Genomic DNA, 12,236 nt, shown 5'->3' on the forward strand with positions numbered 1-12,236 from the left:
GGTTTATCCTGGGATGGCAGCGACAAGGATGGGCTGCAAAGTGGGCGGCGCACATCGTATCGTACGCCGACGACTATGTGATCCTCTGCCGCCACCATGCCCAGGAAGCCCGGAAGCAAATGGAGAAGATCATGGAGCGAATCGGGCTCACCGTGAACCCGGAAAAGACCCGGATCTGCCGAGTGCCGNAGCAGAGCTTCGACTTTCTCGGTTACACCTTCGGTCTTTGCTACAAGCCCATCACGGGCCGAAGCTACCTGGGGACTCAACCCTCCACGAAACGGGTGAACCGGCTGCTGCAGAGCGTAAGCGAACGGCTCCGCCGGAACACGCTGGGAAGGGACGGTGAGGAACTGGTGTTGCTCCTCAACCCCCGGCTGCAAGGATGGGCAAACTACTTCTGTCTTGGATCGGTCAGCCGAGCGTACCGGGCAGTGGATCGTCATGTCCGGTATCGGCTTCGCCGGTGGCTCTGCCGCAAGCATAAAGTCCCTGGGCAAGGAAAGATTCAGTTCCCGGATGCGTTTCTCCAGGAGAAGCTGGGTCTCATCTCTCTCGGGAGCTCTACGCGGAGCCTGCCGTGGGCATAATCCTGCGCAAACCTTGTCCGAAAGCCGAATGCGGGAAATCCGCACGTTCGGTTTGATGAGCGGGGAGTGGAGACGGATGATAGGGAGAGATACTCAGGCACTGCCAGACCGAAAGGGGCAGCTCCCGCTACGGCTCTCCTACGTCGCACCGCGCCACTCCTCGACTCTACGCAAAGTTCGTACCCAAGGCGCTGCGGATGGGGCTGGCTGCTTCGTTGGGACTTGGGTTTTTGGCCCTCCTCGCAGTCTGTCGTCCTACCGCTCCGGGCGAAAGCGACTGCCGGGGCGCGGGAAGGGAGCGACCTGCCTCAGGGCTGGCAACAGCCAAATATCATCTAGCCATATGTGGCTGGATATGGCATTCTGTTTACGTGAAGTTGAGTGTCTGGGCCAAGCGGCAGGGCGTTTGCTACAAGACAGCTTGGCGGATGTGGAAGGAGGGGCGTTTGCCCGTCCCGGTCGAGCAGTTGCCAACCGCAACGCTGATCGTTCATGCGGAGTCCTCACAACCCAACGGGGTCGCCCTCTATGCGCGGGTCTCCAGCGCCGATCCAAAAGCGGATCTAGACCGGCAATTGGCTCGGTTAACCGAGTTCGCGCTGACCAAGCGTTTGTCGATCGTCAAGGCCGTCAAGGAGGTTGGCTCCGGATGGAACGGCCATCGGAAAGGCATGATTGGGTTGCTACGTGATCCAAAGGTGGGCGTCATCCTGGTGGAACATCGGGATAGACTGATGCGCTTTGGATTCGAGCACATTGAAGCGGCATTGGCCGCGCAGAGTCGATCGGTCCTGGTGGTGGAGCCAGACGAGATGACCGACGATATCGTGCGCGACCTGCATGAGGTCATCGTTTCGATGTGTGCAAGGCTTCACGGGAACAGGTCCGCCAAGAACCGCGCCAAGAAGGCGCTCGAAGCGATCTATGAGTAAGCTCCCCGTTTTCAGCTACCAGACCCGTTTGACGCTTGCCCCCGCGCAAGCAACGTCGCTTGACGCCTACGCGGCGCTCTACGGGCGGGTTGAGCGGAGCCTCTTCGCCAAGATGCGGGCGGGTGTTCCCCGGAACGAGCTCAAGCGGTCGTTCCTGCGCCGGTTCGGTCTCACCGCCCGGCAGTTCAACGCCATCCGGATCGAGCTCGAAGGCAAGATCGCCTCGATCCAGGAAAGGCGGCCCGAGTTGATCGAGGAAGCGAAAGGGCGGATCAAAAGAGCAGAAGAGGCGATCGTCCGACTTGAGAAGTAGGAGCCAGGATCGAACAAACTTCACCAGAAAAAGCGGCGGCTCGCCGTTCTTCGGACGAAGCTCGATGCGCTGATCGCCGATCGGGAGTCCGGACAGGTCCAGCTCTGCTTCGGTTCCCGCCGCCTCTTCCGCAAGCAGTTTTCCTTGGAAGAGAACGGATACGTCAATCATGCCGCTTGGAAGAAGGATTAGCAGGCGGAGCGGAGCAGCCAGTTCTTTGTGCTCGGATCGAAGGACGAGACGGCGGGCAACCAGTCCTGCCAAGGCGCGGTCGCCCCGGACGGCAGCCTGCGGCTGCGGTTGCGGTTGCCGAACGGATTGGGAGGGCCGAGCAAACACCTGGTGCTGGAGGGCGTGCGCTTCGCCTACGGCCAGGAGGCGATCCTCCAGGCGCTCTCGGCGAGCCGGATCGTGACCGGGCAAACCAAGACGGAGAAGCTCGTTCGCAAGCGGGAGGGATCTGCGGTGAGATACCGCTTTATCCGGGATCGGAAGGGGTGGCGGCTATTCGCGAGCATCGAGGCGCAACCTGCTCCTCTGGTGACACGTTGCCTTGCCGGAGCGGTCGGCGTTGACATCAACGAGGACCATTTGGCCGTAGCCGAAACGGACCGCTTCGGCAACCTGACTGGAATCCGCCGGATCGGATTGAATGTTTACGGCATGAGCGAGGAGCAGGCGAAAGCGATCATCGGCGATGCGTACAAGGAGATTGCCCGGGCCTGCGTCGATGCGGGCAAGCCGCTTGTCATCGAGCGATTGGATCTTCGTAAGAGGAGGACCGAGCTGGAGGCCGTCGATCGCGTCCGGGCTCGCTCGCTCTCTTCCTTCGCCTACGCCAAGGCGATCGCGATGCTCAAGTCAGCCTCTTTTCGCGCCGGAGTCGAGGTGATCGAAGTCGACCCGGCCTACACTTCCGTGATTGGCGCGGTGAACCACGCGCGCCGTCATGGCATCAGCTCTCACCAGGGCGCGGCCCACGCCGTCGCCCGGAGAGGATTGGGCCTATCTGAGCGCCCGTGCGTGCGGGAGGCCGTCGTGCCGACCCGCAATGGCGGCCATATCACCTTCGCCCTACCCGCGAGGAATCGGGCGAAGCATGTATGGTCGTTCTGGGCGGGGGTCCAGAAGAGGCTCAAAGCGGCGCATGCAGCGCATGTCCGGTCGGGAGGAAATCGAAAGCCTCCCGCGCCTCTGCCCCCGAAAGCGCGGGCACTGGGCGCTACCCGGACTTTGCCGGTGAAACCCCGGCACGCGAACCGCCGGCAGCACTGTTTGGCCGGCGTCCTGGACGATCTTCCCTGGCAGTGGAGTGGTTGTCCATGGTTTTAGGAACGGCAGTGCGGTCTATTCCCAGTAAAGCGGACTGGCGGGTCCGCCCTCGGTCCAGACATGGATCGACAGGGAAGAAAGGTCTGCCCGATCTAGCCGGTTCCGGATCGCCTCCTCCACAAGTTCGGGCCGGTTGCAGTCGGCGCTCAGATGGCCGAGGATGATCTCCTGGAGCCCGCGTCGCGCCATCTCCGCCGCGATCTCCGCCGCGCTCTGGTTGGAAAGATGGCCGTGGCGGGAGAGGATCCGTTGCTTGACCGACCAGGGCCGTCGGGAATCGCCCTGCAGCAGCCCCGGGTCGTGGTTCGCTTCCAAGAGCAGCGCCCGGCAGCGGCTCATCTTTTCCAAGACCAAGCGCGTTGCGTAGCCCAGGTCGGTCAAGACACCGACCGTTCCGGCCGCGTGATGAAAGAGAAAGCCGACGGGATCCGCCGCATCGTGCGGGACCGGAAAACTCTCCATTTCCATCTCGTCGAGTTCCAACCGGGAAGCGGTTTCCAATCTCCGCCAGTCGATCATCGCTTCCTCGCCGAGGGCAAGCCAAGTCATTTCATTGCAGTACAAGGGCACGGAATGGCGTCGCAAAAAAACGCGCAAGCCGCGGGCATGATCGGCATGCTCATGCGTCAGGAAGACTCCCGAAAGGCTCGATGGTTCCACTCCGACCGCCTGAAGACGTTCTTCCAGACGACGGCTACTGAGTCCGGCATCGACCAGCCAATGGCGCCTCCCCGTCTCCAGCAGAGCCGCATTTCCACTGCTCCCGCTGGCGAGGATCGTGAGCCGGAACATGCTTCTGAGTTATCGGAAAGGCAGGAAGGTGGCCAGCCCAAAGAAGGAACGGCATAACGATCGGTCGAGCGTCGCCGGAGCCGCGGGAAGCCCCTTTTTTGTCCTGGAAAGAGGGCGGTTCGATGAATAGCATATTCCGTGCCTTCCCTAGGCCTTTTTCAGTCCGCCCGGCTCAACCAGTCGCTCTCTCCGCAGATGCAGCAGTCTTTGGCCCTGCTGCAGGCAGCCTCTCTCGAGTTGCGTTCCGCGCTTGCGCAAGAGCTCTTGGCCAACCCCGTCCTGGAAGAGGATCTCGAGGAGGTCCCCCCGGAGGAAACGGGGGAGACTTCCCTGGAAGCCCTCGCCGAAACCGAGGAATCGTGGCGTGATTATCTGGGGCCCACGGAGGCCAGGACCGGGATTGCCAACGACTCCGAGGAGAAACGCCAATACTTCTTCGACTCGCAGGCGGTTCCCGAAACGCTGTCCGACTGCTTGACCCGCCAGCTCACGGCCACAACCGGCGACCGGGATCTGCTCGGCGCCGGAATCGAGATCATTGGCAATCTCGACGCCCGCGGCTATTTGCGGATCGATCTCGAAGAACTCGCAAGCCGGACGAACCTCTCCTTAGAAAAATCGGAGGAAGCGCTCCACCTAGTTCAAAGCTTTGATCCGGCGGGGGTCGCCGCTCGCAACCTGCAAGAGTGCCTTCTCATCCAGCTTCGCCGACAAGGCAAAGGGCAGGAGGTGGAAGCCAAGATCGTGGAAGGTCACCTAGAGCTCCTTGCCCGCAAAAAGCTTTCCGAAATCGCCAAGCTGCTTCGCGTCCCGCTCTCTCGAGTCATGGCCGCCGCCGGTTTGATTCGCACCCTCCAGCCAAACCCCGGCGGCAGCTTCCGCCGCACCGAGAGGGAGGCGATCGTCGAAGTCGATCTTCGCGTGGAGAGGATCGATGGAAAATGGACTGTCCTTACGAATGAGGCAGCCATCCCGCGCTTACGGATTAGCGGAGCGTACAAAGACCTATTGTATGGAAACGGACAAGATCCGGGTTTGCGGAACTACCTCAAGGAAAAGATCCGGTCCGGCCGCTTCATTCTTAAGTGCCTGCGCTTCCGTCAACAGACCCTTTCGGAAGTTGCTTCGGCGATCGTCGACTGCCAGGCCGAATTTTTTGATCACGGACTGAGCCGTCTACGACCACTCACCATGGGAGAGATCGCCCGCCGGATTGGCCTTCATGAAACAACGGTGAGCCGGGCGATCGCCAACAAGCATATCGAAACTCCACATGGAATTTTCGAGCTCAAGTATTTTTTCCGGCCCGGCTATCAAACGGCCAAGGGCGATCACCTTTCCAATCAGACCGTCAAGGCGGCGATCGAGGAGATGGTTCGCAAGGAAGACCCGCGCAATCCTCTTTCCGATCAGGAAATCGTCGAGGCTTTCCAGCAGAAGGGAATCGCGCTCGCCCGGAGGACAGTGGCCAAATATCGGGCGGCGCTGAAGATCCTTCCCTCCCACCTCCGCCGTTCGGCGGCTTGAAGGGAAGCGGCCGCGCGTGCAGGGGAAAATAGGCGTGTCCTAGCCGGCATATCCCCTAAGCGTTCTCCCGCGGCTTGCGAAATGGACCCGGCTGCTTCGTTGGGACTTGGGTTTTTGGCCTCCTCGCAGTATGTCGTCATCCAACTCCGGGAGAAAACCTGCGCCCCGCCTTGCATCCAAGTCCATCCGCTGCGCCTCGGGTACGAACTTTCTGAGCCGTGCAGGCTAGCGGGCCTTTCCTTCGTGGATGATCGATGGATCCAGCGGCCCGGTGACAAGGAGCTCTCCGCCCAATCCCTTCTCCTGCCTGGAGAAAAAGTGGTCGACGAGTGGATACGTTCCCGGAACCTTCGGCGCGAACTCGACAAATCCGGCTCCCCCGGCTGGGACAAAAATCGAACAGCTATTCTCCATGGGAGGCGTCGCTACGCTGCCATCCTCATAGATTCGTTCAAAGATCGCTCCGAGCGCGTGCAGGTTGGAGGAGAAGTTCGGACCGGCGTTCCCGAAGAAAATCCGCACCTTCTGGCCGACGCGAGCGCGGAGGGGATGGCGGAGCAGCGAGCCAACCGCGCCATTGAATACAAAGTAGTCCGGTTGCGCCTGGAGGATTTTCGAAAGATCCGACACCAGGGAACCGGAAGAGCCGAAGGAGCCGGAAGTATAGATCTCCCCTTGCATGAAATAGAATTCCCGGTCCGCCTTGGGGAGGCCGCCAGGCGGTTCGACCAGGATGAGACCGTACATACCGTTGGCGATGTGCTGCGAGATTACGGGCGTCCCGCAGTGGTAAAGATAGAGGCCTGGATTGAGAGCCCGGAAGGTGAAGATCTTTTCCGCGCCCGGGACCGCCTGGGTGAGCGTAGCTCCTCCTGAGTATCCCCACGCCGCGTGCAGATCCACCGAGTGAACCATTCGGCTTTCGGGATCGTTGCGGAGGTGAACCTCGACGGTGTCGCCGACGCGGACTCGCAGGAACGGCCCGGGTACTTTTCCGTCGAAGGTCCAGTAACGGAAGGTCGCGCCGTCCGTGAGCCTCCTGTCAATCTCGCGGGCTTGCAGATCGATCCGAACCTGCGTCGGGGCTCTCCTCGGCAGGGGCCCCGGAAGATCGGAAGGGTCCCGGCTGATGTCGGCCAACGTGGGGAGGCCCTCGGTTTCCGAGGCTTGGCCTGGCAAAGGGAGGATGGCTGGGAGAATGCCGCTCAGCAACAAAAGAAGAATCCGCGACTTCCCATTCCTCCACCAGGAACGGAGAGAGCCCTGTCGCCCTTGCACCGTTGCCGAGCATAGCCGCCCGAAGAGGGGAGTCAATGAACCAGTTCCCGTTTGGGGCGAGGCGACATACCTCTCCGCATAACCCGGCTTGATCCTCTTTTTGCCGCCTGTCGACCAGCCCTTCCGCTCCAAAAAGCGACGCCGAGCCTGAGCTGTCCGTGCCGGCTTGTGCTTCGCCGATGTTCATCCGGAGGCATTGGCCGGATCGGCGCAATCGAGGCCTCGAGTATGGATTCGCTGGCTCACTCAGGAGAGCGCTTGGGAGACATGCAGGTTAAAAGAGCTATTCGACCGATGGCAGCCGCGTTTTCTCCTCGGCGGCCTTCTTTGTCGGGACGAGTTGCTCGCGCAGTGCCTTCTCGATCGCCTTCCGCTGGGCTTGCAGCGTGCGCTCTTCCTTCCGAAGCTGTCGGTGGAGCTGCCGCTCTCGTTCTAAGAGCTCCTTTTCCTCCTCTTTTTGCTGGGCAAGCTTCCTTGTGAGGTCAATCCACTCCTTGTCTTCGGGGAGTACGGCCGGTCTCCGTCCGACGGGAAGATTCTTGGGGGGCCGGACATCTTCCCGCCCCACGGCTTGTTGCTTCGAGATCCGAGGGGCACTCGGCTTTTCCGGCATCGCGGCACCGGATTGAGTCCTCGGCTTAGAGGAAACCCGGTGAGGGGAAACCAGGGGCATTGCCCCGCTCTTTTTCTGGCTGAAGGCGCTCGGCGAAGGCTGGGCTTCCACTGCAGGAGGTAACCGGTGGATGACAAAGACGCCGTTGAGAGACTCGAGCATGTAGCCGTTCGCCCCTGCGCCCGCTTGGCCATCGAGAGCGGATCGAGATCGTAGAAGACCGAGTTGACCATTCCTTGCACATCCGGTGTGGGAATGTAGTTGGTGCCCGCCCGCTGGGCCATGGCTTGGAGAAAGGCGTTCAGCGGCATTCCGAGAATGTGATACGCCTTGGCCACGGCTTCCTCCTCCGGCCTTTCCCATGGCCCACCGGCGGATGGGGAAGCGGGGCTCTGCCCGGGCCGAAAATCGACGTCGAATGGCGTCGGGGGAACGGGAGCCTGCTTGCGCCATTCCCCCTCCGAGCTCTCTCCCCAAGATCGAAGAAGGGGGAAACCAACGAGAATTCCCGCCAAAAGCAGAAGCAAAGGAAGGGGTTTCATTGTCCCGAAGGAGTAGGATCAATAAAGATCTCGTTCCCCAATGCTCCAGGCCCTCCGCTTGGGCGAGGCCAGGGGACGCGCACCTCCGTCCCTTCCTCGTCCCGGAGGACAAGGCAGTGGTGGTCGATCTGAGCCACTCGAGCTTTGCAAAGGCCAGAAGGCGTTCGAATCACGAGTTGTTCGTTCGGACGGTAGACCCGACCCCCGACTATCACCTCTTGCCCCTCGAGATAGCCCCAAATCGGCAGGTAGGAGGCAAGGCTCGAAAGAGAGAGAGGATGCTCCACGCTCTGAGCGGATCCGGTTTCAAAAGCGCCGTTCGCCGGCAACCCGAAAGCGTCGACTCCGTTGGGAGGAGGAAGCGCCACTCTTCCCGTCAGGCTTGGAGAGGGGGCGGGCGGGACACGCCGCAGGACGCTTGCCGAACGTTCTACGGCAAGACCGGCTGGCGCATCCGCCTGCGCGGCCGCATGGGTCGCTTTTCCGATCTCCGATCCAGGTTTCCGGTTTGGAAGGAAAAGGAGAAAGAGGAGAACGCCGATCAACCCCAGGAGAAAGAGGGTTGTCGGCGAAAGCCTTGCTCCGCCACTCAGCGGCCGCTCCTGTTTTCGTCTCTTTCTCTAGTTCGCTCTGGTTCATCTTTAACGCCCGGTCGTCATGTTCCTCCGTCAGGGCCTTAACCCTAAATCGCCCGTTCGTGGACTCAGGGTCGATAGAGGCGGCAACGAAGCGGAAGACGGGATGGAAGCGACGGAGGAGGAATCGGCGAGCCTCAAGCGACCAAAGGCGATCTCCATCCGCAAGCTCCCGACCCGAGTGCCAGGAGGACAACCGAGGGAAATGCGAGTCGGCGCCAAGTCGAGAAGCTCACGGTCGCAGAAGAAAAGAAACTCCACGTCCGCCTGCGAACGACACTCCGCTTCCAGGATGATTCCTTCGGGAGCCTGGCTCAAGGCCACTAGGCGAAAGTCATCCCTCCGGCGTTGGAAGCGGCTCACGACGTCGACCAGCCGCGCTTCGACGGAGCCGGTGGTGCGCGCCTCCCATTGTGCCAAGCGAGATCTCCCTGCTTCGATTTCCTGGGAGTGCTGTCGAAGGAAATCCTGAGCCGCCTCGCTCTGCCGCCAGGCGGCAGCTCGTTTCATGGCCTCTTCTGATATCCATTGGGCGGCCCAGAAGAGGTTCAGGCCGATACCAAGGCAGCCAGCAAGAAAGACAAACATCTTGCGACTCATCGAACATCCTCCCAGCGCAGCAGCGCGATCAGGGTTGCCCGGAGCGGCTCCGCTCCATGAGAGTCCCCTCTGTCCAACGAATACGGAATCTTCAGCCCGGTTGGGTTCAGCCGAACCTTTCGTCCCGTGCTCCTCTCAAAGGCCAAGCCGACCATTGCTCCAAAGGTCGCCATGGCTCCCATTCCGTCCACGTCAAAGCTGCGGATTTCGATCCGCACGCGCCCCGCTTCGGCGGCGGAGGGCGTGAGGATTTCCACCTCGTCCACGAGCAGCGAGGGTACGGAGGAGAAGGCCACCGCCGGCAGCAGGGGAGCCAGCCGGGTTCGCGTCGCCAATTCTTTTTCGAGGAGATTTGTCCGGAAGAGAATCTCCCCGCCCTCTTGCCGCAAGCGAATCCACTGCGCTTCCTTGGCTCCGGCCCGCCACCAGGCAGGAGTGAAGATCGCCGGCAGTGCCTGGACCGCCAAGTAGAGCATGCTCCCCCCGACCATGGTTAGGCCAGCCCAGCGCCAGAGGCGCTGGACCGAGGAACCGAAGACGTTCGCCAAAGGTTGAGGAAGAGTCCATCGATTTGTGGTTCCGTTGGCGTCCGTCAATGGTCCTTCCGGCATTCTCAGCAGAAGCGGGGGGGGCTTTTCGTGGTTCCAGCGGATGAGTCCTGAGAAGGGGGAACCGCTTCCCCAGGCATCCGAGCGGGTGGGGGCGCGGAACGCTCGGCCGCCACAGAGGTTTCCGGCGCGCTCCTCGCCTCCGCTTCCGGGGGAATCTCCTGGAAAGCCCGGGCCAGGAGATCCGGGGGATCCTCCTCGCGGCGCGGGAGGCTTGGCGGAGGCTCCTCGCGCTCCATGGGGTCGTCCCGTCCCGATCGCGCTCCCGCGATCGGCTCCGGAAGCACCCTGTGATGGCCCATCGTTCCGCTCTCCTTCACAGGATCCTTCATAGGACGTCCAGCCCGCATATCTCACACTCGTTCTCCTGCGGCCTGCGAGATGGACTCGGCTGCTTCGTTGAGACTTGGTTTTCCCTCCTCGCACTATGTCATCATACAGCTCCGGTGGAAAACCTTGGCCCCGCCTTACATCCAGCCCTATTCGCCGCGCCTCGGGCACGAACTTTGTGTGGAGTCGAGGAGTGGCGCGGTGCGACGTAGGAGAGCCATAGCGGGAGCTGCCCCTTTCGGTATGACAGTGCCTGAGTATCTCTCCCTATCGGCCGTCTCCACTCCCCGCTCATCAAACCGAACGTGCGGATTTCCCGCATTCGGCTTTCGGACAAGGTTTGCGCAGGATTATGCCCACGGCAGGCTCCGCGTAGAGCTCCCGAGAGAGATGAGACCCAGCTTCTCCTGGAGAAACGCATCCGGGAACTGAATCTTTCCTTGCCCAGGGACTTTATGCTTGCGGCAGAGCCACCGGCGAAGCCGATACCGGACATGACGATCCACTGCCCGGTACGCTCGGCTGACCGATCCAAGACAGAAGTAGTTTGCCCATCCTTGCAGCCGGGGGTTGAGGAGCAACACCAGTTCCTCACCGTCCCTTCCCAGCGTGTTCCGGCGGAGCCGTTCGCTTACGCTCTGCAGCAGCCGGTTCACCCGTTTCGTGGAGGGTTGAGTCCCCAGGTAGCTTCGGCCCGTGATGGGCTTGTAGCAAAGACCGAAGGTGTAACCGAGAAAGTCGAAGCTCTGCTCCGGCACTCGGCAGATCCGGGTCTGTTCCGGGTTCACGGTGAGCCCGATTCGCTCCATGATCTTCTCCATTTGCTTCCGGGCTTCCTGGGCATGGTGGCGGCAGAGGATCACATAGTCGTCGGCGTACGATACGATGTGCGCCGCCCACTTTGCAGCCCATCCTTGTCGCTGCCATCCCAGGATAAACCGCCTCATATAGAGGTTGGCCAGAAGCGGAGAGATGGGAGCCCCTTGGGGGGTCCCTCGCTCTCGATCCTTGGCCTGGGTCGTCCGCCGTTTTCCTCCCCGCTCGTCTTCTTCCTCGACGGGCATTTCCAGCCATGTCTTCAAAAGAGCAAGCATGACGCCGGCGGATATCCGCCGGGCCAAGCTCTTCATCAGAGCATGGTGTGGAATGCTGTCGAAGTAGCCGGAGAGGTCGGCGTCGATCACCTCGGTGTAGCCCGTGTTGAGGAGAGCATGCACCTTCTTGACCGCATCCAAGGCGCTTCGCCCTTCCCGATAGGCATACTGTTCTTCTGCTAAATCCACCTCGAAGATCGGGCTTAACACGAGGACCGCTGCCATCTGTGCCACCCGATCCCGTATGGTTGGGATGCCTAAGGGCCTCCGCTTCCCGTCGGGTTTGGGGATCCATACCCGCCGAACCGCCTCTGGCCTATAGGTCTTGTTTCGGATTTCTTCCGCCAATCGGTCCAGCCACCTCTCTACCCCTTCTTCCTCGATCCGCTCGAAGGTCTGCCCATCGACTCCCGTTGCCCTGCCGTTCTTTCGGCAGAGCTTCCAGGCGTAGGCGAGCACATCCTCCCGGTAGAGTTTGTCGTAGAGGGAGTAGAAGCGATAGGTCGGACTTGCCTTCGCTTTCTCCTGCAACGTCATCTGGAGCTTCCGAACACGCAAGGGAGGTGCTAGACTCATCGCCAATCTCCGTGCTCTCGCTCCTTCGTACGTTTCCCTTGAACTAAGGCCCCTTCCCTCCCTCGGACTTTCTCCGAGCTCCCAGGTACTGTGGACCTATCCGACTCCCACCTGGTCCCGCTTCGGCCCCTCGCGGGGCAGCGGTCGGTCCGCTCGGGGTCTACCCGAGCTCCCGGCCAAGTGGGCCTCCCGTGTTGATGCATCGTCCTTTGCCCGCATGCCCTCGCCCAATACCCCGGCGGCTCTCCACAGTGCACGTATTGCTCTCCTTCCCAGGGAGACAACGGCCTTCGCTTCTCTCTCACGAGCTCGGCGTCCGCATTGCCCGTTTCGAGGCTTTGTTCAGCGTTCACTTGCCTTAGGGCCTGCTTGCTCGCTGACCCGCTTCCCGGGCCTTTTCCCCCAGAGGCTTCGACCGCTGGCGTTACCACCAGTAGCCGCTCCGAGTGCTTCCGGCTGGAGCAATAGTTGCCG

The 12,236-nt window shown here is 61.4% G+C and carries 13 protein-coding genes; 5 read left to right on the forward strand and 8 right to left on the reverse strand.

From position 1 onward, the window contains the following. From A37A_RS17815 to A37A_RS17820, 4 genes are all read left to right on the forward strand, one after another. On the forward strand, window positions 1-590 hold a 590-nt coding region (locus A37A_RS17815; RefSeq protein WP_018292203.1), incomplete at its 5' end, for a group II intron maturase-specific domain-containing protein. Window positions 591-961: 371 nt separating this feature from the next. Next, window positions 962-1,522: an IS607 family transposase gene (locus A37A_RS0114535; protein ID WP_018292204.1), complete on the forward strand. Its 561-nt coding sequence runs from the start codon at window positions 962-964 to the stop codon at window positions 1,520-1,522. Then, complete coding sequence (locus tag A37A_RS20880; protein ID WP_196799656.1) at window positions 1,515-1,835, forward strand: hypothetical protein; 321 nt, start codon at window positions 1,515-1,517, stop codon at window positions 1,833-1,835. Before A37A_RS0114535 ends, A37A_RS20880 begins: the two co-directional genes overlap by 8 nt. A gap of 219 nt (window positions 1,836-2,054) precedes the next feature. Further along, window positions 2,055-3,167 (forward strand): IS200/IS605 family accessory protein TnpB-related protein, encoded by a 1,113-nt coding sequence (locus A37A_RS17820; protein ID WP_196799657.1) that lies wholly within the window; start codon window positions 2,055-2,057, stop codon window positions 3,165-3,167. Window positions 3,168-3,182: 15 nt separating this feature from the next. On the opposite strand, the gene A37A_RS0114545 is transcribed toward A37A_RS17820, so the two are convergent. Beyond that, a complete protein-coding gene (locus tag A37A_RS0114545; protein WP_018292206.1) occupies window positions 3,183-3,959 on the reverse strand; it encodes an MBL fold metallo-hydrolase in 777 nt (258 codons plus the stop codon). A gap of 138 nt (window positions 3,960-4,097) precedes the next feature. Between A37A_RS0114545 and rpoN the strand changes: the two genes are divergently transcribed. Further along, a complete protein-coding gene (rpoN, locus tag A37A_RS0114555; protein WP_020494525.1) occupies window positions 4,098-5,486 on the forward strand; it encodes an RNA polymerase factor sigma-54 in 1,389 nt (462 codons plus the stop codon). A gap of 225 nt (window positions 5,487-5,711) precedes the next feature. On the opposite strand, the gene A37A_RS0114560 is transcribed toward rpoN, so the two are convergent. The 7 genes from A37A_RS0114560 to ltrA all read right to left on the reverse strand — a co-directional run bounded on the left by A37A_RS0114560 (window position 5,712) and on the right by ltrA (window position 11,762). Then, entirely contained in the window at window positions 5,712-6,896 is a 1,185-nt protein-coding gene (locus A37A_RS0114560) for a multicopper oxidase domain-containing protein (protein ID WP_155996718.1), read from the reverse strand. Window positions 6,897-7,047: 151 nt separating this feature from the next. After that, window positions 7,048-7,539 (reverse strand): hypothetical protein, encoded by a 492-nt coding sequence (locus tag A37A_RS0114565; RefSeq protein WP_018292210.1) that lies wholly within the window; start codon window positions 7,537-7,539, stop codon window positions 7,048-7,050. 376 nt (window positions 7,540-7,915) lie between these two features. Continuing rightward, window positions 7,916-8,464, reverse strand: coding sequence for a hypothetical protein (locus tag A37A_RS0114570; RefSeq protein ID WP_018292211.1), 549 nt, complete (start codon window positions 8,462-8,464; stop codon window positions 7,916-7,918). Between the two features lie 123 nt (window positions 8,465-8,587). Continuing rightward, window positions 8,588-9,154 (reverse strand): hypothetical protein, encoded by a 567-nt coding sequence (locus A37A_RS0114575; protein WP_018292212.1) that lies wholly within the window; start codon window positions 9,152-9,154, stop codon window positions 8,588-8,590. After that, window positions 9,151-9,765 carry a hypothetical protein gene (locus A37A_RS0114580; RefSeq protein ID WP_018292213.1) on the reverse strand — a complete coding sequence of 205 codons (615 nt, stop codon included), beginning with the start codon at window positions 9,763-9,765 and terminating at the stop codon, window positions 9,151-9,153. The genes A37A_RS0114575 and A37A_RS0114580 overlap by 4 nt, the downstream gene beginning before the upstream one ends. 2 nt (window positions 9,766-9,767) lie before the next feature. Then, a complete protein-coding gene (locus tag A37A_RS0114585) occupies window positions 9,768-10,094 on the reverse strand; it encodes a hypothetical protein (RefSeq protein WP_020494527.1) in 327 nt (108 codons plus the stop codon). Between the two features lie 348 nt (window positions 10,095-10,442). Then, window positions 10,443-11,762: a group II intron reverse transcriptase/maturase gene (ltrA, locus tag A37A_RS0114590; protein ID WP_020494528.1), complete on the reverse strand. Its 1,320-nt coding sequence runs from the start codon at window positions 11,760-11,762 to the stop codon at window positions 10,443-10,445. Between the last annotated feature and the right edge of the window lie 474 nt (window positions 11,763-12,236).

The sequence above is a fragment of the Verrucomicrobium sp. 3C genome, assembly GCF_000379365.1.
Classification (GTDB): domain Bacteria; phylum Verrucomicrobiota; class Verrucomicrobiia; order Methylacidiphilales; family Methylacidiphilaceae; genus Methylacidimicrobium.

What these genes read in the sequence shown, in the direction of transcription:
- A37A_RS0114565 (WP_018292210.1), bottom strand. Translation starts at nt 7,539, where the DNA reads ATGCTCGAGTCTCTCAACGGCGTCTTTGTCATCCACCGGTTACCTCCT.
- ltrA (WP_020494528.1), bottom strand. Translation starts at nt 11,762, where the DNA reads ATGAGTCTAGCACCTCCCTTGCGTGTTCGGAAGCTCCAGATGACGTTG.
- A37A_RS0114545 (WP_018292206.1), bottom strand. Translation starts at nt 3,959, where the DNA reads ATGTTCCGGCTCACGATCCTCGCCAGCGGGAGCAGTGGAAATGCGGCT.
- A37A_RS0114580 (WP_018292213.1), bottom strand. Translation starts at nt 9,765, where the DNA reads ATGCCGGAAGGACCATTGACGGACGCCAACGGAACCACAAATCGATGG.
- A37A_RS20880 (WP_196799656.1), top strand. Translation starts at nt 1,515, where the DNA reads ATGAGTAAGCTCCCCGTTTTCAGCTACCAGACCCGTTTGACGCTTGCC.
- A37A_RS0114585 (WP_020494527.1), bottom strand. Translation starts at nt 10,094, where the DNA reads ATGAAGGATCCTGTGAAGGAGAGCGGAACGATGGGCCATCACAGGGTG.
- A37A_RS0114575 (WP_018292212.1), bottom strand. Translation starts at nt 9,154, where the DNA reads ATGAGTCGCAAGATGTTTGTCTTTCTTGCTGGCTGCCTTGGTATCGGC.